The organism is Streptomyces sp. S465, assembly GCF_026898115.1.
Classification (GTDB): domain Bacteria; phylum Actinomycetota; class Actinomycetes; order Streptomycetales; family Streptomycetaceae; genus Streptomyces; species Streptomyces luomodiensis.
On sequence record NZ_CP114036.1, the window covers coordinates 5,102,467 to 5,127,739 of the forward strand.

At 69.3% G+C, this 25,273-nt stretch carries 20 protein-coding genes and 1 riboswitch; of the genes, 8 read left to right on the forward strand and 12 right to left on the reverse strand.

What is annotated here, in order from left to right; all coding sequences use genetic code 11:
- Positions 1–130 precede the first annotated feature (130 nt).
- Positions 131–1,225 carry a right-handed parallel beta-helix repeat-containing protein gene (locus N6H00_RS21585; RefSeq protein WP_268973451.1) on the forward strand — a complete coding sequence of 365 codons (1,095 nt, stop codon included), beginning with the start codon at positions 131–133 and terminating at the stop codon, positions 1,223–1,225.
- 89 nt (positions 1,226–1,314) lie between these two features.
- Here the strand turns inward: N6H00_RS21585 and N6H00_RS21590 are convergent, their stop codons facing one another.
- From N6H00_RS21590 to N6H00_RS21600, 3 genes are all read right to left on the reverse strand, one after another.
- Positions 1,315–1,878, reverse strand: a complete 564-nt coding sequence (locus tag N6H00_RS21590) for a hypothetical protein (protein ID WP_268973453.1) — start codon at positions 1,876–1,878, stop codon at positions 1,315–1,317.
- 309 nt (positions 1,879–2,187) lie between these two features.
- Positions 2,188–2,733: a hypothetical protein gene (locus N6H00_RS21595; RefSeq protein WP_268973454.1), complete on the reverse strand. Its 546-nt coding sequence runs from the start codon at positions 2,731–2,733 to the stop codon at positions 2,188–2,190.
- Between the two features lie 166 nt (positions 2,734–2,899).
- Entirely contained in the window at positions 2,900–3,250 is a 351-nt protein-coding gene (locus N6H00_RS21600) for a hypothetical protein (RefSeq protein WP_268973455.1), read from the reverse strand.
- Positions 3,251–3,868: 618 nt separating this feature from the next.
- Between N6H00_RS21600 and N6H00_RS21605 the strand changes: the two genes are divergently transcribed.
- The 5 genes from N6H00_RS21605 to N6H00_RS21625 all read left to right on the forward strand — a co-directional run bounded on the left by N6H00_RS21605 (position 3,869) and on the right by N6H00_RS21625 (position 9,557).
- Positions 3,869–4,651: a DUF6227 family protein gene (locus N6H00_RS21605; protein WP_268973456.1), complete on the forward strand. Its 783-nt coding sequence runs from the start codon at positions 3,869–3,871 to the stop codon at positions 4,649–4,651.
- Positions 4,652–4,868: 217 nt separating this feature from the next.
- Positions 4,869–5,222: a hypothetical protein gene (locus tag N6H00_RS21610; protein ID WP_268973457.1), complete on the forward strand. Its 354-nt coding sequence runs from the start codon at positions 4,869–4,871 to the stop codon at positions 5,220–5,222.
- Positions 5,223–5,415: 193 nt separating this feature from the next.
- Positions 5,416–6,834 carry a PP2C family protein-serine/threonine phosphatase gene (locus tag N6H00_RS21615; protein WP_268973458.1) on the forward strand — a complete coding sequence of 473 codons (1,419 nt, stop codon included), beginning with the start codon at positions 5,416–5,418 and terminating at the stop codon, positions 6,832–6,834.
- A 257-nt stretch (positions 6,835–7,091) separates the two neighbouring features.
- A riboswitch (cyclic di-AMP (ydaO/yuaA leader) is annotated at positions 7,092–7,227 on the forward strand.
- A gap of 11 nt (positions 7,228–7,238) precedes the next feature.
- The gene (locus tag N6H00_RS21620) at positions 7,239–8,468 is read left to right on the forward strand and encodes a M23 family metallopeptidase (protein WP_268973459.1); all 1,230 of its coding nucleotides are present in this window, start codon (positions 7,239–7,241) and stop codon (positions 8,466–8,468) included.
- Positions 8,469–8,612: 144 nt separating this feature from the next.
- Positions 8,613–9,557 carry an aldo/keto reductase gene (locus N6H00_RS21625; protein ID WP_268973460.1) on the forward strand — a complete coding sequence of 315 codons (945 nt, stop codon included), beginning with the start codon at positions 8,613–8,615 and terminating at the stop codon, positions 9,555–9,557.
- 107 nt (positions 9,558–9,664) lie between these two features.
- Here N6H00_RS21625 and N6H00_RS21630 read toward each other — a convergent pair whose 3' ends face one another.
- The 3 genes from N6H00_RS21630 to N6H00_RS21640 all read right to left on the reverse strand — a co-directional run bounded on the left by N6H00_RS21630 (position 9,665) and on the right by N6H00_RS21640 (position 11,103).
- Positions 9,665–9,964: a hypothetical protein gene (locus N6H00_RS21630; RefSeq protein ID WP_268973461.1), complete on the reverse strand. Its 300-nt coding sequence runs from the start codon at positions 9,962–9,964 to the stop codon at positions 9,665–9,667.
- Between the two features lie 93 nt (positions 9,965–10,057).
- On the reverse strand, positions 10,058–10,258 hold the full coding sequence (locus tag N6H00_RS21635; protein WP_268973462.1) for a DUF397 domain-containing protein: 201 nt from the start codon (positions 10,256–10,258) through the stop codon (positions 10,058–10,060).
- The gene (locus tag N6H00_RS21640; protein WP_268973463.1) at positions 10,258–11,103 is read right to left on the reverse strand and encodes a helix-turn-helix domain-containing protein; all 846 of its coding nucleotides are present in this window, start codon (positions 11,101–11,103) and stop codon (positions 10,258–10,260) included. Before N6H00_RS21640 ends, N6H00_RS21635 begins: the two co-directional genes overlap by 1 nt.
- A 197-nt stretch (positions 11,104–11,300) precedes the next feature.
- On the opposite strand from N6H00_RS21640, the gene N6H00_RS21645 reads away from it, so the two are divergent.
- Entirely contained in the window at positions 11,301–11,951 is a 651-nt protein-coding gene (locus N6H00_RS21645) for an ATP-binding protein (protein ID WP_268973464.1), read from the forward strand.
- Position 11,952: 1 nt separating this feature from the next.
- Here the strand turns inward: N6H00_RS21645 and N6H00_RS21650 are convergent, their stop codons facing one another.
- The 6 genes from N6H00_RS21650 to N6H00_RS21675 form a co-directional block, all read right to left on the reverse strand.
- Positions 11,953–15,093 (reverse strand): DUF3427 domain-containing protein, encoded by a 3,141-nt coding sequence (locus N6H00_RS21650; RefSeq protein ID WP_268973465.1) that lies wholly within the window; start codon positions 15,091–15,093, stop codon positions 11,953–11,955.
- 109 nt (positions 15,094–15,202) lie between these two features.
- Positions 15,203–16,096: a restriction endonuclease gene (locus N6H00_RS21655; protein ID WP_268973466.1), complete on the reverse strand. Its 894-nt coding sequence runs from the start codon at positions 16,094–16,096 to the stop codon at positions 15,203–15,205.
- Between the two features lie 118 nt (positions 16,097–16,214).
- Positions 16,215–17,984 (reverse strand): PrsW family intramembrane metalloprotease, encoded by a 1,770-nt coding sequence (locus tag N6H00_RS21660; protein ID WP_443073005.1) that lies wholly within the window; start codon positions 17,982–17,984, stop codon positions 16,215–16,217.
- A 64-nt stretch (positions 17,985–18,048) separates the two neighbouring features.
- Positions 18,049–18,864 (reverse strand): tRNA (guanosine(46)-N7)-methyltransferase TrmB, encoded by an 816-nt coding sequence (gene trmB, locus N6H00_RS21665; protein ID WP_268973467.1) that lies wholly within the window; start codon positions 18,862–18,864, stop codon positions 18,049–18,051.
- Between the two features lie 168 nt (positions 18,865–19,032).
- Positions 19,033–20,247, reverse strand: coding sequence for an L-2-hydroxyglutarate oxidase (gene lhgO / locus N6H00_RS21670; RefSeq protein ID WP_268973468.1), 1,215 nt, complete (start codon positions 20,245–20,247; stop codon positions 19,033–19,035).
- 284 nt (positions 20,248–20,531) lie between these two features.
- Positions 20,532–21,998, reverse strand: a complete 1,467-nt coding sequence (locus tag N6H00_RS21675; RefSeq protein ID WP_268973469.1) for an MFS transporter — start codon at positions 21,996–21,998, stop codon at positions 20,532–20,534.
- A 1,118-nt stretch (positions 21,999–23,116) separates the two neighbouring features.
- Between N6H00_RS21675 and N6H00_RS21680 the strand changes: the two genes are divergently transcribed.
- On the forward strand, positions 23,117–25,204 hold the full coding sequence (locus N6H00_RS21680) for an asparagine synthase-related protein (protein WP_268973470.1): 2,088 nt from the start codon (positions 23,117–23,119) through the stop codon (positions 25,202–25,204).
- Positions 25,205–25,273 lie beyond the last annotated feature (69 nt).

The following is a 25,273-nucleotide window of genomic DNA, read 5'->3' on the forward strand; positions in this document are numbered from 1 at the left end:
GCCGGGCGGGGCGTCCCGCCTCGTACGCAAGATCGAGTCTCACTCGACCGGCGCTTGAGCGGGTGCCGATCGCTGCTCGACCGCAGAGCCTGAACCTGCTGCTGCTCAGGAACGCGTAAGGAGACGGCTCGTGCGACTCGTGACAACGATCCGGGGGTTGATCCCCATCATGGCGCTGGCGGTATCGGCATGGGCGGTTTCCGCTCCGGCCTCCGCCGAGGGGAAGGGCGGCGGGGGAGGGGACGGCGAGCAGGCGGTCCCGGTGCCCTGCGGGGACGCGGCGGCGCTGGTCGCCGCGGTCAGCGAGGCCAACAGCTCGGCCTCGGGCGGGGGCGTCGTCCTGGCCACGGGCTGTGTGTACACCCTGGGTTCGGCGGCGTACACCGGTCCCAACGGCCCCGACGGACTGCCGCTCATCACCCGCGACGTAAGCATCACCGGCATCCAAGCGACCATCAGACGCAGCGCGTCCGCCGCAGACTTCCGGATCGCGGAGGTCGCGCCCGGTGGAAGCCTTACGGTCAACGGCGTGACCCTTTCGGGCGGCCGCGCGACCTCGGGGGCGGGCACCGACGGCGGTGGCGTCCTCGACCGGGGCACGCTGCGGCTGGCCCAGTCCACGGTCACGGGCAACACCGCCAGCAACGTCGGCGGTGGTATCGAGGTCGCCTCGGGCGGCTCGGCGGTGCTTTCGGGCACGGATGTGACGCATAACTCCGCTGGGAACGGTGGCGGTATTCACGTCAATACCTCGGCCACTCTCAGTGTCTCGGGCGGCACCATTTCCGACAATATCGCGGACAGCTCGGGCGGCGGCCTCGAAAACTATGGAACAACGCTGCTGAGCGCCGTCACGGTGCAGCGCAACAGAACGACGAACTTCGAGGGCGGAGGTATTGTCACCTCGATCGGAGATCTCACGATCAACGGCAGCCGGGTGCTCGAGAACACCGCCGGCAGTTTCGGTGGCGGTATCGCCAATATGGGCAGCGCGCTGCGGGTGCTGTCCACCACAGTGTCCCAGAACGTCGCCACGCTGAACGGCGGCGGTGTCTTCCAGCACGCGGGCACCACACAAATGATCAGCGACGCCGTCACCGGTAATACGGCCAATGGCGGTCAGGGTGGCGGGATCTTCACCGACGGCGGCACGATCTCGCTCACCGCGACCACGGTCTCGGGGAACAACCCGAACCAGTGCGTACCGGCCCTCGCGGGGTGCTGAGAAAAGAAGCGTGACGACCGCTGAACGCCGCGGCGCCCCCGGAAGTCCTGCTTCCAGGGGCGCCGCCTGCCTGACCGCGTGCTCGACCGTCAGTGCTTGCAGTCCTTCTTCTTCGCCTTGGCCTTGGTGTGGTGCTTCTTGGCCTTGTGCGGGTCCTTGGCCTTGTGGGACTGCTTGACCTTGTGCGAGTGCTTGGCCTTGTGCGGCTCCTTGGCCTTGTTGTGGTGCTCCTTGGCCTTGTGCTGCTCCTTGGCCTTCTGCTTCTTCGGCGGGTTCTGATGCACGACCACGATCGGCTCCTCCGCGACCGCGATGTTGGTGCACTTGGCCCCGGCCTCGACGTTGCCCGTCGGGGAGGCTCCACCCATCTGGGAGATGGCGCCGGTGGTCGTGTCGCAGTCGTTGGCCTGGAGGACCGAGCCGCTCACACCCCTGGCGAAGTTGATGCAGTCCGCGCCGGTGGTGATCTCCCTGGTGGGAGCCATGCCCCCGACCTGGGTGGTGGCGCCCTGGTCCAGGTCGCAGGAGTTGAGCTGAGCGGTGCCGCCGACGTGCGGGGAGAGACCGTGGGCGCTCGCGCTGCCGGCGCCGCCGACGACCATTGTGCCCGCGGCCGCCGCGGCCATGAGAGCTACCTTCTTGCCGATCTGCATTGTGCTGGTGCCTCCATATCAGGGTCTCCGCGAATGATCCGCAGACACCTCATCAACGAGATACCAAAGATCGGGATCCGGAATTACCGAGAGCATCACCCGTCCGCCACAGTAAAGGTATATTCAGTCGGTGGTGAAGTCGGTGGAACCATCCGGGTCGAGCCGAGAGGGGCCGGCCCATGGCGGACGGGCCGTGAATCATCACAACATGAACGCGACCCCGGGGTAATTTCCCCAGGGCCGCGTTCATGATGAGCGGGGCGCTCCCGGAGCTCGGGGTGAGTTCCGGAGGTGCTCAGCGATTCAGGGCTACTGGCGACCGCCCTGACTGCCGCTCTTCCCGCTCTTCGCGCCGTCTGCGCTCTTCTTCTGCTTTCCGTTCTCCGGTTCGGAGCTCGCCACATTGACGCAGTTGGCCCCGTTTTTGACCTCGCCGGGGCCGATGGTGATCGGGCCGACCACCGAGGTCGAATCACAGTCGTTGGTCTGCTTCCTCACGTGACCCGACTTGCTGATGTTGACGCAGTTGGTCCGGTTGTCGACCTCGCTTCCGGGGGCCAGCGCGATGGTGATCGGACCGATGACGGAGTGGGTACGGCAGCGGTTCTTCTGCTCCGTCACGCCCGACTCGGCGTAATTGACGCAGTCGGTCTCATTGCTGATTTCGGTCGGACTGGCGGCGACCGTGACGGGGCCGATTGCGGAACTGGTGTCGCAGCGATTGCTCTGGCTCCCGCCGTTGGCGCCGGCCACGAGGCCGGGACCGGGGTCGGCGGCGTCGGCTCCGCCCGTGCCGCTGATGAGCAGCGCGCCCACGGCCGTCACAAGAAGCGCCGTCCTTTTGCGCATGTGCATAAAGCCTCCAAATTGGCTTTCCGGGCGGTGCGCTCAGCACTGTCGCCGGAAGCCCTTTTCGTGGCAGCGGCCCTGGAAGGCAGACTTCCAGGGCCGCGATTCCCAACGAGGGGATGCCTCACGGTGTGGCCGCCGCGGGCGGGAACACCGTGAGAGAGTCAGCGACTCAGGGGGTGTCGTTGACGGCGATGTTGGTGCACTTGGCGCCGACATTGACATCGCGCGTCGGGGAGGCTCCACCCATCTGCATGATGGGCCCAGTTGTGGTGTCGCAGTTGTTCTCCTGAAGCACCGCCTGCCCCTGGATGTTCGTGAAGTTGACGCAGTCGGCCCCGACCTCGACCTCCCCCGTGGGCGCCATACCGCCGACCTGGGTGATGGCACCGGTGTGCGTGTCACAGTTGTTGATCTGCGCGATCAAGTCGTCGTGGTTGTTGGCCAGGGCGCCGCCCGCGCCACCGATGACCAGAGCGCCGGCGGCCGCGGTGAGGAGAACTGCCTGCTTGCCGATGTTCACTTGATTCCTCCGTCTGGGTTGCTCCGCGAATTCACGGACGCATGACACAACGAAGCTCATCAGTTAAGGCTTCGGGGTGCCAGTCAGCTTCACCCGTCCGGCATAGCGCGGCTCTTCCGGGGCGTGTTCTCCGAGAATCCCGCTAAGGGGGACCAATACACGAGCCATTTGGCCCAGCGAACATCTGAGTTTCTTTTATGTGGATGGCGGAGACGGTCGTCGGGCGGACGGATCCGGGAGACGGGAGCGGCGGGACGGATCCGGGGGCGGCCCTCGGCCGCTCGACCGCCGACCGATGGCGCGGAGGCGGTGGAGGCGGCGCAGGCGGTGGGGTGGCGCGCCGATGGCGGGAGCGATGGCGCGGAGGCGGCAGGGAAGCGGCGGGGAGGCGTCCCCGTGGTGACCGGCCGGGTAGCCCAGCCCCCCTGCCTCCGGACTTGTTCGACCGGTCGGACGAGTGATACATCCAGGCTTTCCGGCGCAGGAGTGAGTGAGGCACAGTCAATCGACAGCTTCGCCGAACCGCAGCGCGGCGTGTGTTCACGCCGCTACGCTAAGTGCGCGAGGTGGTCGCCCGGGGGGCGCGGCGAATCAACGCCGGGAGGCGGGAGGAGAGACATGGGGCACTCAGGAGCGGACGGGACGCCGTCCGAGCTGATGGACGGGCTGCTCGCCCGTGCGCAGAACGGCTTCGAGATCGGCGAGGCGGTGCTGGCCCAGGCGCGGAGCGCCCTGATGCACCAGTCCGAGCTGCGGTCCTGCCGGCAGTGCAACGAGCAGCGCGGCCAGCTCGGGTACAGCACCTATCGGCATGTCTTCCTGCTCCCCGACGGCAGCAGCCTGCTGCTGTGGGAACTGGAGCACAACACCGGAGACGACACCGGCGAGGAGAACCGCCCGCTCCACGAGCTCTACGCGGACGAGGACGCCCTGGCGCTGGCCGAGCGCCGCGTCCATGAGCGCATCGGTGGCGCCCGCTGGGAGGAACTCGACGGATTACCCCTGTGGCTTCCCGATCAGCTGCTGCACACGGCCGAGCCGGTGGAGAGCTCGCGTGCGTATGTGGCCGACGATTCGGCCGACCACGCCCGCCGTGTCCTGCGCCGCGCGGAGAACGCCGACCGTCCGGGCGAGGAGACCGAGCGGCTGCTGGCCACCGCGTTCGCCCATGACATCGCCCTCGCGCCCAAGCCCCGGCGCCGCTCCGGCGGGCCCGATGCCACCTGGTGCCGCTTCTATGAGCACGCCTTCCTGCTCGCCGGAGGGGACGAGATCGTGCTGTGGGAGCTGGAGCACAATCTCACCCGCGACGGACGGCTGGTGTGCGAGGTGTACCTCGACGAGGTTTCGGCGGAACTCGCGGCCGACCGCCACGCCCGCGCGCTCGGTGTGGACTTGTAATCATTTGATCGTTAGATCTTATTGGGTGATGCATTTGCGCGCCTCCGGTGCCGCGCGGATCGCCGTTCGTTCAATGTGAGCGTCTGGTTTGTTCGCGGATCGGCATTTCTGGAGGAACCAAGTGAACATCGCAATGAAGGCAGCTCTCCTGTCCGTAGCGGCAGGCGCTCTGGCCCTGGGGAGCGCGGGTGGAGCGTCCGCCCACGGCCTGGATAGCTTGGGAGCGATCCAGACCAACGCGTGTGACACGGCCACCGGCGCCATCATCAGCGGCGCCCTGGGCGCCCCGACGGGCGACACCGATGTCGGCTCGGAGTGCATCAACTTCACCAACTCCGACGCGGCCGTCCAGAGCAACGACTGCGACACCGCGACCGGCCCGATCGCCGCCTTGGGCGGGCTCTCCCCGACCGGCGACATCAACGTCGGCAGCAAGTGCGCCAACATCGCCGTCGACGACACCTCCGACGACACCAGGAGCCACGACAACAAGGGCTACAGCACCAAAAACCACGACAACAAGGGCTACGACACCAAGGGCTACGGCGGCGGCCAAGGTCACGGATTCTGAGCCCTGGCGAACGCCATGCGTGGCGAGTGGCCCCGGAGGCATGCCCTCCGGGGCCACTCGGGTTCCAGCACACCACAACCACCGTTCTGGAAACGTCGCTGACGCCCCCACATGGCCGACACCGACTCGCATCGCGGCCCGGCACCCGCAAGCCTGATACCGGGGCACGGACCAGGGAAAGCGAGAGAAGCCGGTGCGGGTGCGAGGGAGCAGGGCTCGTACGGGCGCCCGTGCGGAGTGGCGTACGGCCTGGTCACGGCTGAGCGGCCCGCGCGTCCGCAGGCCCCGTAACCGCCTCCATACGCGTCTCGACCTCAGCGCCTCGACCGGTGCCTCCGCCCACGCGTCCACCTCGTCCACCCCGTTCACCTCGTCCGCCCCGTTCACCCCGGAGGCCGGCGCGGCTCCCGGTGCGAGGTCCGGCGCGGCCGAGGAGGCGGACGGGGGGCCGCCGGGCCGTCGGCTGGCCCGCTGGGTCCCCGCCGTCCTCGTCCTCGGCGGCATCGCCTACGACCTGGCCGCCCCGCCCGGCTACACCGCCTCGCCCTTTTTCGCCTCCGCCCCCTTGGTCGCCGCGGCGCTCTTACCGTTGCGCCAGACCGTCGTCACGGCCGTCGCCGCCGTCCTCGCGACCTGTCTGCTGGCGGAGTTGCACGGCGTGGCGGACCCGACCCAGGCGGCCACCGAGATCGTCACGGTCGCGACCGTGACCGTGCTCGCGCTGGTGATCAACCGCATCGTGCGGCTCGGCTACCACCGGCTCGCCTCGGCGCGCGGTGTCGCGGAGGCGGCTCAGCGCGCCGTCCTGCCCGCGCCGCCGGACCGTCTCGCCGGGCTGGAGATCGCGGCGCGGTACGTACCGGCGGAGAAGTACGCGGCGATCGGCGGTGATCTGTACGCGGTCCAGGACACCCCACACGGCGTACGGCTGATCATCGGGGACGTACGCGGCAAGGGGCTGCAAGCCGTGGAGGTCGTGGCGATCCTCCTCGGCTGCTTCCGGGAGGCGGCGGAGCAGGAGTCGACCCTGGAGGCGCTCGTGGGCCGGCTGGAGCGGGCGCTGCAACGCGAAGGCGCCCGGCGGGCCGACCTCGAGGTGGTCGAGGGCTTCACCACGGCCGTGGTGGCCGAGATTCCGCGCGGCGACTCCACCCTGCGGCTGATCAACCGGGGCCATCCGGCGCCGCTGCTGCTGGACGAGGACGGCGCGCTGCGCGCCCTGGAACCGGAGGCACGGGCGCTGCCGCTGGGCATGGGGGAGATGGACGGCTGGCCGGACCGGGTCAAGGAGCTGGGGTTCGCGGAGGGGGAGACGCTGCTGTTTTTCACGGACGGGGTGACGGAGGCCCGGGACCGGAACGGCGAGTTCTACGACCCGGAGGAGCGGCTGCGCGGCCAACGCTTCGGTGAGCCGCAGGAGCTGGTGGACGCGTTGGTGGCCGATGTGGAGCGCCATACGGGTGGCGGGACGCCGGACGACATGGCGCTGCTGGCGGTCCGCCGGACCTCGGCCCGCGGCAACGGACGGGCGAACGGCAACGGACGGGCGAACGGGGACGCGGGCGGTCGCGACGGCCGTACGAGCGCCGGCGGCCCCGCACACGGTGCGTAACCAACCGAGCTCCCTCCGCATAACAATTGACACACGATCAGTCGGCCCGCGTTTTTGCCAACCCTTGCCCGAGGCGTTGACTCGCCCCCATCTGTCCCTCCATGGGCGCTAAGTTCATGCCAAAGGTGCGCGGATTCCTCGGAACGGCTTGGAATCACATCCCGCTCTCTATTAACGTTCGATAACGCAGCGCGGTCGTCACAACCGTCGCAAGGGCGGCACCGTGCGCCGTCGCCGAATCCCGTACGCACAGCGGCAGCACCGCACCACCAGCAACACCAAGGGAACCGGGGAACCAACAACCTTGGGGTGAATCGGGCCGAACCTGACCCGTAGGAGACCTTCCTGCTCCGAACCCGTCAGCTAACCCGGTAGGCGAGAGGGAAGGAAAGGAGTGCGCCTCCGTGGCGTCCAACAGGTCTGTCCTGGACGAGGCTCCGTATCGCACAGGGGGAGGCGGTTCGGGGACCGCCACCGCCTACGGCCCCGGCTTCGACGCCGGCGGCGAGACGAGCTCCGGGGGTGGGATGAGCTCCGGGGGTGGCCGCTTCGCCCCCGACGACCGGTACTTCGCCCCCGGCGATCGGCAGGCGGACAGGGACGCGCCCGAGACCCCGGGCGCCGGTTTCGAAACCGAGTCCTGGGATGAGTGGAACCCCACCGAGGACTCCATCGCTCCCGTACGCGGCCGGCACCGTGTGGTGAAGCAGCGGGGCGGGACCATGGCGCGCAGCGGCGCCGTCCTCGGGGTCGGCATGATCGCGGCGGTCGGCGCGGGCGGTATGGCCAGCGCCAAGGACCGTCCGGCCGCGCCCATATCCCTGCCCGACCTCGGCCATGTCGCCGACGAGGTCAAGGCCAGTCTGCCCGCCGTCAAGGACCTGCCCGGCATCGGCTCCTTCATGTCGGACGACAGCGACAGCGACGGCGCCCAGACGACCGCCGCCCCGCTCTCCCAGGCCGGTCTGACCAGCGCGGACGAGCAGCGCGGCACCACCGACGCGGGCGAGGCGCTCCGCGCCCGCATCCTCCAGCAGGCCGAGAACCAGCAGAACGCGGCGGACGAGGACAACCGCACCGCCGCGGCGAAGGCCGCCGCCAAGGACGCCGCCGACAAGGCCGCGGAGGCGGCCGCCCAGGCCAAGGCCAAGGCCGAGGCGGAGAAGAAGGCCGCCGAGCAGCGGGCGAAGGAGGCGGCCGAGAAGAAGGCCGAGGCCGCGCGCCAGGCCAGGCTCGCCGCCGCGTACACCCTCCCCGTCGGCTCGTACACCCTGACCGCGAGCTTCGGCCAGGCGGGCGACATGTGGTCGGCCGACCACACCGGCCAGGACTTCGCCGCCCCGACCGGCACCCCGGTCAAGGCGGTGCACGGCGGCACCATCACCCAGGCGGGCTGGGCCGGCTCGTACGGCTACCGCATCGTGCTGACCCTCGACGACGGCACCGAGCTCTGGTACTGCCACCTGTCCTCGATGGTCGTCACCTCCGGCAAGGTGACGACGGGCGAGACCATCGGCCGCGTCGGCGCCACCGGTAATGTGACCGGCCCGCACCTCCACCTCGAGGTCCGGCCCGGCGGCGGCTCGCCGATCGACCCGATGCCCTGGCTGCGCCAGCACGGACAGAACCCCTGACACCCCGGACACCCCTGATACCCCGGCGGCCCTGGCGCTCTCTCCCCCCTTGACGCCAGGGCCGCCGGTTGTCCGTGTCCGGCACGGCGCAATCCGCGCGGGTGTGGTGGAACAACCTCTTCCAGTCAGTCGTTGAGGGAATACATGGCTGACAACAAGCAGAAGATCGGTGACCTGTCCGTCTTCCCGCTCTCCTTCGGTGGGAATGTCTTCGGCTGGACCGCGAACGAGGCCGAGTCCTTCGAGGTGCTCGACGCCTATGTGGCGGCGGGCGGCAATTTCATCGACACCGCCGATGTCTATTCCGCCTGGGTGCCGGGCAACGAGGGCGGCGAGTCCGAGATCATCCTCGGCAAGTGGTTCGCCTCCCGCGGCAACCGCTCCGACATCGTCCTGGCCACCAAGGTGGGCGCCGGGGTCCCGGAGCCGCGCGGCCTGACCTCGTCCGCCATCAAGTCGGGCATCGAGGAATCCCTCCAGCGGCTGGGCACCGACTACATCGACCTCTACTACACCCACTACGACGATCCGTCGGTGCCGGTTGAGGAGATCATCACCACCCTGGACGAGCTGGTCCGGGAGGGCAAGGTCCGCGAGATCGGCGCCTCCAACGTGAGCGCGGAGCGCCTGGAGGCCCAGCTCACCTTCTCCACCCAGGAGAACCTGGCCCGCTACGTCGCACTCCAGCCCCACTACAACCTGGTCTCGCGCGACACCTTCGAGGGCGAGCTGGCCGACGTCGCCGCCCGCCACGGCCTGGCGACCCTCCCGTACTACTCCCTGGCGTCCGGCTTCCTCACCGGCAAGTACCGTCCTGGCACCGCGGTCGACAGCCCCCGCTCCACGGGCGCGGCCAAGTACCTGGAGACCGAGCGCGGCCAGAAGGTCCTCGCCGCCCTGGACGACGTCGCCGCCAACCACGGCGCCGAGCCCGCCACGGTCGCCCTGGCCTGGCTCCTCGCCCAGCCCACGGTCGTGGCCCCCATCGCCAGCGCCCGCACCGTCGACCAGCTCCCGGCCCTCCTGGCCTCGGTCGACCTCAAGCTGACCCAGCCGGAACTGGACCTGCTGACCTCGGCCTCGGACTGAGGCCGCAGGCCGTCCGGCGGCACGGATACGCGATACGAGATACGAGGGGCGGGCGGGCCGCAGGGCCCGCCCGCCCCTCCTCATACGTACGCCTACGAACGGAACGCCTACCGCCGATCGGCAAGAGCCCACGAAGCGAGGGCGACGCCACCGGCGACGGCGAACACGGACGGCCAGGCCCCGATCTTCTTCGCCAGCGGATGCGACCCGGCGAAGGCGGCCACATACGCCGCACTCAGCGCGGCCGCCGTCCCGTTCCCCGCCTTCTCCCGCCACCCCCGAGCGGCCACCGCCCCGGCGGCGGCCAGGGCAACCCCACCCAAGGGCCGCTTCTTGGTCCACCGGGCGACCCCATACCCCCCGACCAAACCACTAGCGGCCACGACACCCGCCGGCACTCCAGCCATCCCGATACCTCCCACTCCAAGGATCTCCTCGCCCCGACCCTACGCAGCAGGCACCCCGAACGGACCCTCGACCCGGTCCAAGCCCAGCCGGTCTCAGCCCAACCGACCACTCCGCACCGCCGCGACAAAGTCCCGCCAGGCGCCACCCGAGAACCCGACCACGGGCCCACCCGGATCCTTGGAGTCCCGCACCGCGGTCCCCTCACCGGCCAGACCGGCCACCTCGACGCAGTTGCCCCCGCTTCCGTTGCTGTAGCTGCTCTTCCGCCATCGGCGAGGCGATATCTCAGTCATCAGGACAGCCCTTCTGCTGCTCGTCTGATCAGGTCACTCGACCGCTGAGGACTCAAGGACAGAGCGCGTAGATTGTCAAACGCCTTGGCGTAGAGACCGATCTCTTCCGGACGCTCCAGATACACGGCGTCTGTCAGGCCGTCGCGGTACACCATGTCGGGGTCCTCCTGGTCCGGAAACTCCAGGATCGTAAATGCCCCTACAGCGGGGTAGCTGCCAGCGTCGAACGGCAACACTTGGATCGTGACGCTTTTCAATTGCACTAGCTTCAACAGGTTTTCACACTGGCCGCGCATGATCGCGGCGTTGCCGATGGTGTGATGCAGGACGCTCTGATGAAGGATCGCCCACAGGTCGACAGGTCTTGTGCTCGTCAGGAGGGCCTGTCGCTCCATTCGTACGTTGATCATCCGCTCGACATCGTTGGGGTCCTGATCAGGCGCAGCGAGGTGGAGTTCTCGTGCGTAGTCGGCCGTCTGGAGCAGACCGGGGACGAACTCGCACTCGTACGTGCGTAGTCCCGAGGCAGCCTGCTCCAGCCCAACGTAGACCGAAAACCACGAGGGAACAGCGCTGCCATACGCATGCCACCACCCGCGCGTCTTGGACTGCTTCGCAAGGTCTTTGAGGAGTTCACGGAGCTCATCGGACGTTCCGTAGAACCGGCAGAGGGCATCGACGTCCGATGGCTGCACACGACCTTGGCCAGTCTCTAACCGGTTGACCTTCGAACCACTCCAGTCCAGTTCCTCGCCCACCTGGCTACAGGTGAGCTGGTGTTCCTCACGAAGTTTCTTGAGCTCGATCGCCAGGCGACGGCGTCGAGCGGTGGGTGATCCGGGCACGCTGACTCCTCAATTCATTGGGCCGTTCAGTCTTGTCGGACGGCTGGAGGCCCGCCATCACTCGATCGAGCGAATCCGTATGTGCACATTGCATGCCGGGATGTGCGGTGCCATGCTCTCACATGGAGTAACCGAAAGCCACCACGTCGTCGCCATCGGTGATTGTTGGGTGGCAACCCAACGGCAAAGGCTGAGTCATGGTCATCGGACACTGCATGTCGAGGAAGGCGTGGGATCTTCCCTTCCTCGCGGAACCTAGCGAAGTGGCAGCCCTACGGCGGATCGTGCGTACGCATCTGACGCTGTGGGGGCTGCCTGACGTTATTGAGGTGGCACAGATGTGCGTCACCGAACTCGTCGCCAACGTCATCACGCACATCGGCCCCGGCACTCCAACGACGTTGGTAGTCGCCATGAATGGCACGCATGTGCGCCTTGAGGTCCACGATCCGGATGGCAGCGCGTTGCCGACACTGCTCAGCGCGACAACTACAGCCGAGTCGGGGCGCGGCTTGGCATTAGTCACGGCGATGGCAGACCGTTGGGGGGTGATCCCGACCGAGAAAGGCAAGACGACCTGGTGCGAGATCGCCACCGAGCTCTCGCGGAACGATGCCCATGTGGACAAGCCTCAAGTCCATCGCGCCGAAGCCCTGCTCGCCCTCTATGGCCCATCGGTAGCCCAGCCAAGCTCTCTAACTCGACTGGGGCTGGCGAACTGGGAAGAGGCAGCGATTACGGTGATTACCGACTTGCTCCACTGGTTTCGCGCCCATGGGCAGGACCCGGATACAGCCTTGGACCGAGCCCAGATGCACTTCGAGGCAGAGCTGCACGCGGCCGGTTGAGCTACCCCGCTGCGATGGCCGAGTAGGTCCAGACATCGGCGGGCAGCTCATGTTGGAGCCGCCAGACGATGCCCATGGGCTTACTGCCCTCGTGGGATTCGTATTCGGCAGGACCGAGCAGCATCCAGGGCTGAGGCCCCCCGATGTCCGTCTTCTTGTAGCGCCGCACAAAGAGCAGCACATGCGATCCACGCGCTTTGTGCTGCTGGTAGCGCTGTCCGGTGGGCGAAGAGTCAGACGTTTGGTTCTGCGATTCCCAGTGGAAGCGGTCCGGGCTCATCGCAAAGTCCTTGTATCGGGTCTGTGGTGAGAAGTCCTTATCGTCCTTCTCGAGTGTGATCAGGAGCGCATCCGTCTGTATCCCTTCGCACCACTTCACGCCCTCGCGGAAATTCCCTGGCAGGAAGCCGCCTACCGCTGCCTGGCCAAGGGCGGGCAGGATCTCCTCCCGGCTGTACGAGGCATGGATGGCCAGCGGAACGCCGCTGTGCTCGCCGAGGAGCGGGATCGGGTAGTGGTCGGTGTGCTCCAGGTTGTACGCCAATACGTGGCTCAGTTCACGTCGGAAGGCTTTCTGCTGGCGCAATGACGCGAAGCCATCGGCATAGCTGCTGAACCCACCGCCCAGCGGCCACAAGGAGAAGAAGAGCATCCGTGCATACGCTTGCCCTGATGCGTCGAGCGAGTCGTAATCCGGGGCCTCATCGGCGAGCATCCGACGGTAGGCATTCACGCGTTGTGGGTCGCTGACATGGAGAAACGCTGAGACGCGCTTGAGAAGTGCAGCTTCTCCTTCGGGTGGCTCGTCGGTGAGGAGATTGGCTCGCCGCAACAGACTCGTCCATGAGTTGTTAGCCCGGTAGAGCTCCTTGAGCTCGCGGCGACTCTCCCGAAGGTAGGCGTCGAGTCGCGGCTCGGCGTATGCCGCGACCTCTGCCGCCAACTGGCGTACGTTGACGTTGATCTGGCTTCTGATGTTGTCCAGGATCCGTTCCTTGGACTTTCGGTCCAGGATGATCTGGCAGCCGGAAGGAAGCTGAGGGAAGTCTCGCTCCATGTGCTCCGTCAGCCGGTTACGGGTGAAGTTCGTCAGTGCACGGAACTGCTCCTCGAAGCGGAACTCTTTACGGTGCTGCCCGATGAAGTCGAGCACCGTCAGGACCGGCTTGCCTGGTGTGCGTCGCAAGCCTCGGCCGAGCTGCTGGAGGAAGACCGTGGCGCTGGACGTGGGACGTAGCAGGAGGAGAGTGTCTACGTCAGGGACGTCGAGCCCCTCGTTGAAGAGGTCGACCGAGAAGAGGACCTGTACGTTGCCTTCACGGAGATCCCTGAGGGCCTGGGCGCGCTCGTTGGCAGGAGTTGAGCCGTCGAGGGCCTTGGCGTTGATACCCGCCTGACGGAAGAAGTCAGCCATGAAGTGGGCGTGCGCCACGGTGACACAGAAGCCCAGGGCCCGCATGGCTCCCGGGTCGGTCACCTTCTCTTGGACGGCCTTGACGATGAGTCGAGCTCGAGCGTGGTTGCCGGTATAGACCTCGCTGAGCTCACTTGTTACGTAGGAGCCCTGCTTCCAGGTGAGCCCTTCGAGATCGGTGTTGTCCGCGATGCCGAAGTAGTGGAACGGACTGAGGAGGTCGTTCTCCAGCGCTTCCCACAACCGCATCTCGGCTGCGATGTGGCCGTCGAAGAACTCATCCTGAACGTTCCTGCCGTCCATCCGCTCGGGTGTGGCGGTCAGGCCAAGAAGCTCGATGGGCTCGAAATAGTCGATAATGCGCCGGTACGTTGGGGAAACGCCGTGGTGGAATTCATCGATGACCACCACATCGAAGTGGTCGGGAGCGAACTCCTCCAGGGCCCGGGCGTTGAGGGACTGCACGCTGGCGAAGACATGGGTCCAGTCCCTCGGCGACTCTCCTCCGAACAGCAGCTCGCCGAAGTTCGCGTCGTCGAGCACCTCCTGGTAGGTGCGCAGCGATTGCTTGAGGATCTCCTGGCGATGTGCCACGAAGAGGATGCTGAGGGGACGTCCTTGGTGGGCGCGCTTCAGCGCCTTGTAGTCGAGGGCCGCCATCACCGTCTTACCGGTCCCGGTCGCTGCGACGAGCAAGTTCTTGTGCCGGCCGTGGATGTCACGCTCGATACGGAGCCGTTCGAGCATGTCTTGCTGATGGGGGTACGGCCGTACTTCGAGGCCGGACAGGCTGATGGCGTGGGTGTCGCTCTTCTGCTTACCGCTGGCCAAGGTGAGAGCCTCGTCCAACCGGATGGCATCGCGCTCGGGGTCGTAGGTCTCAAAGGCGGGCTCAGCCCAGTACGAGTCGAACGTTGCCTCGAACTTCCGCAACACGGGTGGCGTCGCTACGGATGACAGACGGACATTCCACTCCAAGCCATCGAGAAGTGCCGCCTTGGAGAGGTTGGAACTCCCCACGTAGGCAGTGTCGTAGCCGCTGTTCCGTCGAAACAGCCATGCCTTGGCATGGAGACGCGTGGACCGTGACTCGTAGTTGACCTTGACCTCGGCATTGAACTCCGTGACGAGGCGATCCAGTGCACGTCGCTCCGTGGCGCCGATGTAGGTGGTCGTGATGACACGTATCGGCACTCCACGATCGCGAGCAGCCTTGAGCGACTCTTCCAGGATGCGTAGACCATGCCACTTCACGAACGCACAGAGCAGATCGATACGGTCGGCCGTGGCCAGCTCGGCCCGCAACTCGAAGCCCAGGTTCGGGTCTTCCGGCGCGTTGGTGATGAGCGCTGTCTCGGAAAGCGGGGTGGCCGGACGAATGCTGTAGACACCTTGCGCTTCCTGCTCTGCGATGGCCGTCAGCTGATGAGGCCCGTCCGCGACAAGGTCTACCCACTGCTTGGTTCCATCGAGGGTGCTGATCGACTCAAGGATGTGATTGGCCGCGACGACCTGCTCTGCGGGTGGCAGACCGATGAAGATCTGGCGGACGGTCTCGCCGATGTGACGTGCGAGTACATGAGGTGAGGAGTGCTCGCCGACCCTCTGTCGGATGGTCTTCCATCCGCTGGCATCCAGAGCGTTGAGCTGCTCCTCGACCCGGGAGGTGATCAGCCGCTCGTACAGCCCGGGCACCGGCGTCGTCTGGTCCGCAGGGTGATCGGCCATGGGCAGCTCTCCTCGGGGTCGGCTCAGTGGTGCAGCTGTTGTACCAATCGCATCTGACGACGCGCTCGAACAGCGCGAGCAGGAAGAGCCGTTGGCCTGATACCTGGTGTCATGGGTGGTTGTTATCGAATGCTTCTCCGTCGCGCCAGATTACTGTCGCACCGGACATATTGCACAGGTCGATCAGGTCTTGCCTGGGGCGCGAGGGCAGCAGTACTGCCAGGGACGGCGCAGGCGTGATGTACCGGCGATAGTCGTAGAGCTGCCCTATGGCCATGCGCACCGCTTCGCGACTCACACTGCCCTTGGCCTCGACCAAGACTTGGTCGGTGGTGTCGAAAAGATCGGTGTAGAGGGCCCTGACCTCACCCGCCGGGATGATCTTCTTGCGCGTCACGGTGTGCCCACGCTCCACCAAATAGTCGCGATACGCCCCGACCAGGGGCGCCTCACGCCGCTCGGCTTCGCGCTCCTCCCCCTTCGAGTTGACGAGCATGCGTTCAGTCTGGTGGTTTTCGACCTCGACGTCCTCGACCACATCGTCCTTGCGCGGGGTAAACGCGAGGTCCTCACCGAGCTTCGCCGCCGTGCCGACCGGCTTGAGCCGGAACATGATCACGCTGCGCGTCTCGCCCTTGGCGTCTGGCGAGTCCCGGTAGTACCAGGGGGTATCCGTAGCGAGCGTGAACTCTCCTACGTAGGCCACGAGGCCCTTGGCGACTGAGTCAAACAGGTGCAGGGCGCGCCCGTCGTGTACATGGTTCAGGACGGCTAGGTTTCCTCGGACCATCCTCTGGTCGCCCGTCTGACCTTCGCCGGTGTAGTGGTAACAGCCGTCTGTTCCCCAACCGTCGAAGTAGCCCACCTTGTGGCCTCGGCTGGGATCGGTGAACAGCAGAACGTTTGGCGTCAAGCGCGAGTGTGCGATCCCCCCTTGGGGACTGCCACCGTAGACGGCTTGTATCTCCTTACGCTTGCGCTTCTGGCCAGGCGCGATGTCCAAAGTGGGTCCCCCAAGGGCCAAGAATGATGGTCGACCCAAGAGGCTAGTCCTATAAGCCTACTAATTCAGGTATGAGACTGCCCTGGCGTGCCGGGGCGGACCTGGAGAGAGCGGGAGGTTACAGACGGCCTCCGGGGCCGCCGGGGCCGTGCGGGACCGAAGTGGGGTGGGCCGTCGGCGGGGTCGTGGGGGGTTGGGGGCCCTGCGGGGGAGGGGTGGCCCACGGGGCGTAGGTGGGATGGACCCCGTATTGCGGCTGCTGGCCGTAGCCGTATCCGTATCCGGTGCCGCTTCCGTGCTCTTGGCCCTGCCCGGCTCCGTAGCCGTAGCCGTATCCGCCGCCGGACGGCCCCGTGGGCCAGTACGGTGCGGGCGTCGTGCCCGGGGGTGGGTGGGGGACGAAGCGGGGGCGGGGGAGGGGGACCGAGAGGGCCGCGTGGGCCAGGGCGGGCTGGGCGGTTTCGCGCCGCTCCCAGAGGCGGTCCAGCAGCTCCTTCTCGCGGGTGGTGAAGTCCGGGCCCGCCGTGCCCCGGTACGCGCGCCGCCGCAGAAGGGCCAGTGAGGTCGCGTAGGCGGTGTACTCGCCGACCGTACGGGCCGCCGCCGCGCCCTGGGTGCGGCGGGCGAGGTCCCGGGCGATGCCGCGGGCGCGCATCGAGGACAGCGCGATGGGCTCGGGCGGGGTGAGCCAGCCGGCGGCCTGGTAGGCCGCGAGCTGCTCCCGTATGGCGCGCAGCTCCTTGCCGCGGGACCAGATGGTCAGCCAGGTCAGCAGTCCGAACACCGGGACCATGAAGAGGGCGTAGACGATGAGGAAGCCGTAGCCGCCGAGGCTCGCCGAGCCGTTCCAGACGCCGTGCAGGACCATCGCGCCCAGCAGCATCGCGATCGGTATGAGGACGCGGCGGACGCGCTGGTGCCGCGCCGTCGCGGCGGCTATGCCGAAGCCGACGCCGGTCATCGAGGTGAAGAGAGGGTGCGCGAAGGGGGACATCACGGCGCGGATGAAGAAGGTCGCGGCCGTGGTCGACCGGATGCCGGAGTAGCCGAGCGTCTGGTCGCTGACGAAGGCCGAGCCGAGGTAGAGGATGTTCTCGGTGAAGGCGAAGCCGGTGGCGGTGATTCCGGCGACGACGACCCCGTCGACCAGCCCGTTGAAGTCGCGGCGGCGGAAGAGGAAGAGCAGCAGGACGGCGGCCGCCTTGGCGCTCTCCTCCACGAACGGCGCGACGAAGGTGGCGCCCCAGGCGTCGGCGTCGGCCTGGCCGCTGGAGGACGAGGAGTCCACGGTGGTCATGAGCCACTCGGTGGCGAAGCCGTTCGCTATCAGCGCGACCAGCGTCGCGGCGCACGCCCCCCAGGCGAAGGCGAACAAAAGGTTTCGCCGGGGCTTGGGGTCCACGCGGTCCAGCCACCCGAAGACCGCGATGATCAGGGGCACGGGGAGGACGGCGAGGCCGAGCCCCACCAGGAAACCCTTGGTGCCCGTCTGCTCACGCACCAGCGCCAGGATGATCAGGCCGGAGAGCGAGAGCAGGCCGGTGAGCGCGGTGGCCCGGAGCGCCCTGTTGTCCCAGAGGCGGGCGAGGCGGCCGCCCGGCCCCCACAGGCGCTGGCGCGGCGGATGCGGCCAGCCCGCCGGGGCGGCGCCGGCGTCGAACCACGGGTGCGGGCCGCCGCCGTACGGACCTCCGTAGGGCGTGCCGTGCGTACCGGGCGGAGCGCTGTACGGGGCCTCCTGCGGGGCACCGGGCGGAGCGCTGTGGGGAGCCTCGTACGAGGCGCCGCGCGGAGCGCCGGGTGCCTCGCTCGGTGTGCCGGGCGGAGCCTCGTGCGGCGGCGTGGCCGGTGGATCGGGCGGTTCTTGCGGGGACGGGGACTGATGCACTCGACCGACCCTAACGAAAGGGAGAAGAGGGGACTCGGGGTATATGCCCACCCCCTTGGGGCCGTTATGTGTCGTTGCGGCGGAAGATCAGGTCATGGACGAGGTGCCCCTTGTCCAGCCCCTGGCTCTCGAACTTGGTGAGCGGCCGGAAGTCCGGGCGCGGGGTGTAGCCACCGTCGGGCTGGGAGTTGTCGAAGGCGGGGCTCGCGGAGAGGACCTCCAGCATCTGCTCCGCGTACGGCTCCCAGTCGGTCGCGCAGTGCAGCAGGGCGCCGGGCCTCATCCGGGTGGCGGCCAGCTCGATGAACTCGGGCTGGATGAGGCGGCGCTTGTGGTGCCGCTTCTTGGGCCAGGGGTCGGGGAAGAAGACCCGCAGCCCGGAGAGCGAGGCGGGGGCCAGCATCTCGCGGAGCAGGATGATCGCGTCGCCGTTGGCGACCCGTATGTTGTCCAGGCCGTTCCGCTCCGCGAGCGCGAGCAGATTGCCCTGGCCGGGGGTGTGGACGTCGGCGGCGAGGATGCCCGTGCCGGGGTCGGCGGCGGCCATCTGCGCGGTGGCCTCGCCCATGCCGAAACCGATCTCCAGGACGACGGGGAGGCCGGGGCGCGGGCCCGCCTCGGTGGCGAACAGCTCACCGAGGTCGATACGGCTCAGCCCGTCGATGTCCAGGCCCCACTGCTGCCACAGGCGGCGCAGCGCCTCGCCCTGGCCCGCGGTCACCCGGCCGCGGCGGGGGCGGAAAGAGCGGATGCGGCGCTCGTGGTGCGAGCCGGCCGGATCGGCCGCGGGGCCGCCGGGGAACAGGGGCTCGCCGCGGTCACGGGGGGCGGGCAGCGTGCGCTCCGCGCGGGGGCCGGGGGCGGTGGGGTTCTCGGACACAGTGCTTCGATTCTACGGGCGCGGGTGGGTGGGGCGGTGGGGCGCGTATCCCAGGCGGTGGGGTGCGGCATGTATGCCGGGCGGTGGGGTGCGGCGCGTATGCCGGGCGGTGCGGCACGTATCCCAGGTGGTGGGGCGCGGCGCGTACCCCAGGCCCCAGCCCCCGTATCACCCCGCCCGCAAGGTCTCCAGCACGCGCCGGGCGACCTCCCGGCCGATCGGCAGGGAGGCCGTGGCGGCGGGCGACGGGGCGTTGAGCACATGGACGATCCGGGGCGACTGCGAGATGAGGAAGTCGTCCACCAGCGTGCCGTCCGGCAGCACCGCCTGTGCGCGCACGCCCGCCGGGGCCGCTATGAGGTCGTCGGCCGTCACATCCGGCAGCAGGCGGCGCACGGCGTCGGTGAAGGCGCGCTTGGACAGGGAGCGCCGCATCTCACCCGCCCCGTACCGCCAGTGGCGGCGGGCGATCCGCCAGGAGCCCGGATACGCCAGCGTGCCGGCCAGCTCCCGGGGGCGCACCGTGTGCCAGGCGTAGCCCTCGCGGGCGAGGGCCGGCACGGCGTTGGGCCCGATGTGGACGCCGCCGTCGATGCCGCGGGTCAGATGGACGCCGAGGAACGGGAACGCCGGGTCGGGCACCGGGTACACCAGGCCGTGCACCAGCGAGGCGCGGGAGGGCACCAGCTCGTAGTACTCCCCGCGGAAGGGCACGATCCGCATGCCCGGGTCGTCGCCCGCCAGCCGGGCGACGCGGTCGCAGTGCAGCCCCGCGCAGTTGACCAGGGCCCGCGCGCGCAGCACCGTCCCGTCCGCCGTACGGACGGCGACCGCGGAGGGGCGCCGGCCGATGGTGCGCACCCGCGCTCCGTAGCGCACCGAGGCGCCCGCGTCCTGGGCCAGCCGGGCCAGCCGGGCGGCCACCGCGCCGAAGTCGCAGACGCCCGTCGTGCCGACATGGATCGCGGCGAGGCCGCGCACCCATGGTTCGTACTCCGCGATCTGGGCGGGGCCCAGCTCGCGGACCGGAATGCCGTTCTCCCTGCCGCGCTGGACGAGGCCGTGGAGCCGGGGCAGCTCGGCGCGCTCCGTGGCGACGATGAGCTTGCCGGTGACCTCGTGCGCGATGCCGTACTCGGCGCAGAACTTCACCATCTCGGCCGCGCCGCGCACCGCGAACCGCGCCTTGAGGGACCCCGGCCGGTAGTAGATACCGCTGTGGATCACTCCGCTGTTCCGCCCGGTCTGGTGGCGGGCCGGACCCGCCTCCTTCTCGAGCACGGTCACACGGGTGCCGGGCGCGGCGCGCGTGATCGCATACGCCGTCGACATGCCGACGATCCCGCCCCCGACCACCAGCACGTCGCAGTCCAAGGCCGTCACGCCATGTCACCTCCCCACGCGCCACACCGTCCAGTCGCCCGACCGTCGATCCCTATCATGACCTGCGCCACTGACAACGGCCCGAAACCCATGCGATGACCAGGTTCCGGGTCGGGCGCGCTGGTCATACGGTTCGATGCGCGTCGAGCCGCTCATCTCGGACGGACGGCATTTAGCCGTCCGTATCGGGTGACTCTTCGCGTATCGCCCACCTCGATCCGATCACCCTGATCCGCGATCCGGTCACTCTGACCCACTCGCCCCGGTCCGCTCGTCCGGCCTGCTCACGCCGGGGCCACCAGCAGCGGCCGGGCCTGCTCGCGCAGCTCGGCGACGCGCGGTTCGTCGCGGTACGCCTCGAGGCGGCGCATCAGGTCGCGTACGTACTCCGTGGTACGCGCGGACGAGATTCGGTTGGCGACCTCGACGGCACGGGCACCCGCCGCACAGGCCGCGTCCAGATTGCCCGATTCCAGTTCGGCGACCGCGGACACCACCAGGCGCAGCCCGTGCGACCGCACGAACTCCTCCGTCGGCCGGGCCAGCGCCTGTTCGGTGAAGCGCCGCACCTGGCGCGGCAGCCGGAGGTCGCGGTAGCACTCGGCGGCGTCGGCCGCGAAGCGCTCATGGCTGTAGAAGTCCAGCCAGGACGGATCGGGGTCGCCCGCCCGCGAGCGCTCCAGCCAGCCCTCGGCGGACTTCAGGGCCGCCCCGCAGGCGGGCCCGTCCCCGGACTTGGCCTGGGCGCGCGCCTCCACGAGCCGGAAGAAGCTCATGGTGCGGGCGGTGGCCAGGCCGCGGTTGCGCTCCAGGGCGGCCTGGGCCAGGTCCACGCCCTCGTCGGCGAATCCGCGGTAGGTGGCCTGGAGGCTCATCGACGCCAGCACATAGCCGCCCAGGGGGACGTCGGCCGCGGCGCGGGCCAGGCGCAGCGCCTGGATGTAGTACCGCTGCGCGGCCTCCTGCTGGCCGGTGTCGAAGGCCATCCACCCGGCGAGCCGGGTCAGTTCGGCGGTGGCGCCGAAGAGGGAGCGGCCGACCTCGTCGCTGTACGAGCCGAGCAGCAGGGGCGCCGCGTCCACCCGGAGGCACTCGGGCACCATGGACGAACGCCAGTCGCCGCCGCCGTACTTGGAGTCCCAGCGGCGGGCGTCCTCGGCGGCCTCGCGCAGTTTGGTGACGTCACTGTGGCCGACGCGCTGCGGCGGCACGGCCTCCGGGGCGGTCCCGCTCGCGGCGCTCGCGCCGGTGGTCATTCCGTCTTCCGCATCCTTGGGCTCGCGGGCCACCGAGCTGTCGGCGGGGGATATGAGCCAACGCGAGGCCGGGGTGGCGTACGCGCTTACTGAGAAGGATCCGGCCAGGCTCTGCCAGATGCCGACCCCGCCTCGCCGACCCGCGAGATCCAGCCGGTAGAGCTCGGTCGCGGAGCGGACGGCCTGGCCGATGTCGCGCGGGAAGGTGAGGCCGACCTCGGGGGCCGGATCGGCATCGGCCAGGCCGATCTCGTGCAGGGGGACGGGGCGACCGAGTTTGCTGGCGATCGCAGCCGCAATGAGGTGTGGCGCGGCACCCTGGGGCACCATGCCCTTGGACACCCAGCGCGCGACGGACGTCTTGTCGTAGCGAAGCGTCAAGCCGCGCTGGGCGCCGAGGTCGTTGACTCTCCGCGCGAGCCCGGCATTGCTGATCCCAGCGAGGGCGAGAACGGTGCCGAGCTTTTCGTTCGGCCCGCGTGGCTCCCTGGACATGCGCACCCCTCGACAGCACCGACGGCCGCCCCGGCATAAGCACGGGGCATTCGTAAACCCAGCGTAGTTCGCCGCATCCCGACCGTTAAGAGGTGGTGTCCCGGATGGCGAGATTCTTGTACGAACGGGCGTGCGGAGCGTGACGTGTGCTCCCGGTGTGTGTGGCTGTGCGCCCGTGTGTGCGCTCTGTCTCCCTCGCGGCGGGGACGTTTCGATGGGTCCTGCGTGGGTCGGCCCGCTGTACTGGATCCAGTGGGCTGGGGGACGCCGCCGCCTCATTCCCCGCGGGCGGCGGAACGGTCCGGGAGGCGAATGCCGCCTCCCGGACTGTCGTGTCGGGGGGTGCGAGGGGCCGCAGTTGAGCACATACAGGGCGTCCGCAAGACCATCGAGAGCGCCACGAGGATTTGGCTGAATAACGCCCATCACGGCCGGGCTCCCGTGTCGGACCGGGGAGGGGGAGGCCCGACGCGGGACGCTCTCTTCTGCGCAGAGCGGTGAGCTGCTTCCGCGCAGAGCGGTGAACCGCTTTCATGCAGAGCGGTGAGTCGCCTCCCCGCAGGGCGGTGAGCCGCCTCCCCGCAGGGCGGTGAGTCGCCTCCCCGCAGGGCGGTGAGTCGCCTCCCCGCAGGGCGGTGAGCCGCGTATCACATGCGGCGGACGTCGCGGGGTGGGCGTACGTCGCCACGCGAGACGTAAGTCCCTTGTCTGCTGCACGGGTTGGCGTCGTGCTGGCGTCGGGCTGGTGCCGGGTTGGCGTCTTTTCCGTGCGACCCTCCGTGCTCCCTTTCGTGCGCCTCCCGCGCGCCGCTTCTGCGCCGTTCCGCACACTCGTCGACGCCCTTGCGCTCTTGCGCGCCCCAATCGTGGCAGCATGGGCCACGGCGGAACGGTGGGTCGCTACCGGCGGTGGTTCCCTCATGGGCTCCTTACGGATGCCTTCCTGAGAGACGCCACCCCCTGTGATCAACTCTGCGATTCCTGTGGTCATCTGTGGTCACGGGACATCCAAGAGATCCACGTTGTTGTCCGGTTCGAAGCCGAAACCGTCAACATGCTGTGCATGATGGCACCTACTTCTTGGTTGCCCTGGATGCCCACAGCCTGTGGAGGCGGCGATGCGGTGGTTGGTGGGGTGGAGCAGTACCGCATCCGGCCCGGTCCCCCCGGAAGGCCGTGCGATCCAGCCGGTCGGTGCCCAACTCCTGTGGGCCGACCCCGATCCGCTGTGGGCGGTGGGCGACTGGCGGCCCGATGAGGTACGCGTCGTCCAGACCGACCCCTTCACCCGCCTCGCCGTCTTCGGCTGCTGCGGCGCCAGCGACGAGGAGCTGCGGGTGGGCCTGTTCGCCGCCCGCGGCGGCGCCCTGCGCCATCTGACCGCCTGGCCCGGCAGCTACACCGCCGTCGCCCAGGTCGGCCGCCGCGTCACCATCGCCGGCGACCTCGCCGGCGCCCGGCCCGTCTTCCACACCGACTGGGCCGGCGGCACCGCCTACGCCACGGCCGCGCTCCCGCTCGCCGACCTCATCGAGGCACAGCTCGACGTCAGCCACCTCGGCGCGCTGCTCGCCTGCCCCGACTCCCCGGAGGCCATGGGCGACGGCACACCCTATATGGGCGTCAGACGCGTCCCCCCGGGCCACGCCCTGATCCTGCGCGACGGCGCCCGCGACGTCACCGGCTACGAGCCCACCGCGTCCCTCGCCGTCGCCGCACCCCCGCTCGACCAGGACGAGGCCGTGGAGGCGGTCCGGGACGCCCTCGTGGAGGCCGTACGGGCCCGGCTCACCGCCCCGCGCCACGCCCCCGAGACCGCCGGCCTCGACCCCGGCCCGGTGCCCGGCATGGGGCCCGCCGAACGACGGGCGGCCCGCGGCGCCCCGGCCCCCGGCATCGGCGCCGACCTGTCCGGAGGCAGCGCCTCCGCCACCCTCGCCCTGCTCGCGGCCGGTCTCCCCGGAATGCCCGGCACCCTCTTCGGACACGGCACCGAGGCGGGCGAGCGGCTCCTGGCCGTCACCTTCAACGACCTGGCCACGGCGGGCGGGGCCCGCACCCGCGAGGCCGAGCTGGAGCGCGCCGGCGCCATCGCCGCCAATCCGCGGCTGCACCATGTGGTCGTCGCCGCGGGCGAAGAGGCCCTGCCGTACGCGGGCCTGGACACCGGCGCCCTCACCGACGAACCCGGCCCCTCCCTCGTCATCGCCGAACGCCACCGGCGCCGGCTCGCCGCGGGCAGCGCGGACCACTTCATCGGCCACGGCGCCCGCCAGGTGCTCGACGCCCACCCCGCGCGCCTCGCCGACCTGCTGCTCGACCGCCGCAGACGCCATCTGCTGCGTCCCGCCACCGCGCTCGCGAAGGCCGACGGCCCCTCCGCGCAGTCCTTCTTCGTGCCCTTCACCGTCTACCGGGCCGCGCGCCGGCTGGCCCGCACGTCCTACCGCGACGGCGTCCAGGAGGCCGCGGCGCGCCTCCTGGAGCGCCGCTTCGCCGACGACCAGGCGGCCCGCGGCCCCGGCGCCGTATCGGCCTCCCTCGCCGCCCTGACGTGGTGCCGCCCCGGACCCGCCGCCCGCTGGCTCACCGGAGAGACACTCGCCGAGGTGTCCGTGCGGCTGGAGGAGGCCGCCGTACGCCCCGTGCTGCTGCGCCGCCCAGGGGAGCGCCGCGCCGACGCCGCCCTCGCCCGCTACGCGGCCGACCACCGCGTCTTCGAACAGGCCGCCGAGGTCCGCAGCCAGCGCCTGCACGCGCCCTTCCTCGACAACCAGGTCGTACGGGCCTGCCGCGCGCTCCCCGAAGCGCTGCGGGTGCAACCCGGGGCACGCGCCGCGGTGCTGCGCGAGGTCCTTGCCGGAGCGGGCATCCGGGAGCTTCCCCCCGGCTGGGGCGCCACCTCCCACGCCGCCCACACCGCCGCCGTACGGACCGGCATGCGCACCTGGGCCGGCGAACTGATGACCCTCTTCGACGCGCCGCTGCTGGCCGACGCGGGCCTGATCGAGGCCCGTGTCGTCCGTAAGGCGCTGCGCGCCGCCGCACAGGGGGAGCGGCTCCCCTTGGACGGCCTGGCCGAACTCGTCTCCACCGAGGTCTGGCTGCGGCGGCTGCTGGCCCGCCGGGGCACCTGCTGGACGGGCACGGCGGCGCCACGGCAACGGGCGGTGGCGGGCGGAGTGGTGCCGCGACCGAGCCTGTGACGGCTTCCTTCCGCACCAGGGCGCCAACGGGCCCCTCGCGGTTGGGGCATCCCGCACCGGGCGTCCACG

Excerpts from the sequence above, each read along its gene's own strand:
- N6H00_RS21590 (WP_268973453.1), bottom strand. The coding sequence starts at position 1,878 with ATGCAGATCGGCAAGAAGGTAGCTCTCATGGCCGCGGCGGCCGCGGGC.
- N6H00_RS21595 (WP_268973454.1), bottom strand. The coding sequence starts at position 2,733 with ATGCACATGCGCAAAAGGACGGCGCTTCTTGTGACGGCCGTGGGCGCG.
- N6H00_RS21605 (WP_268973456.1), top strand. The coding sequence starts at position 3,869 with ATGGGGCACTCAGGAGCGGACGGGACGCCGTCCGAGCTGATGGACGGG.
- N6H00_RS21625 (WP_268973460.1), top strand. The coding sequence starts at position 8,613 with ATGGCTGACAACAAGCAGAAGATCGGTGACCTGTCCGTCTTCCCGCTC.
- N6H00_RS21630 (WP_268973461.1), bottom strand. The coding sequence starts at position 9,964 with ATGGCTGGAGTGCCGGCGGGTGTCGTGGCCGCTAGTGGTTTGGTCGGG.
- N6H00_RS21635 (WP_268973462.1), bottom strand. The coding sequence starts at position 10,258 with ATGACTGAGATATCGCCTCGCCGATGGCGGAAGAGCAGCTACAGCAAC.
- N6H00_RS21645 (WP_268973464.1), top strand. The coding sequence starts at position 11,301 with ATGGTCATCGGACACTGCATGTCGAGGAAGGCGTGGGATCTTCCCTTC.
- N6H00_RS21650 (WP_268973465.1), bottom strand. The coding sequence starts at position 15,093 with ATGGCCGATCACCCTGCGGACCAGACGACGCCGGTGCCCGGGCTGTAC.
- N6H00_RS21675 (WP_268973469.1), bottom strand. The coding sequence starts at position 21,998 with ATGTCCAGGGAGCCACGCGGGCCGAACGAAAAGCTCGGCACCGTTCTC.
- N6H00_RS21680 (WP_268973470.1), top strand. The coding sequence starts at position 23,117 with ATGCGGTGGTTGGTGGGGTGGAGCAGTACCGCATCCGGCCCGGTCCCC.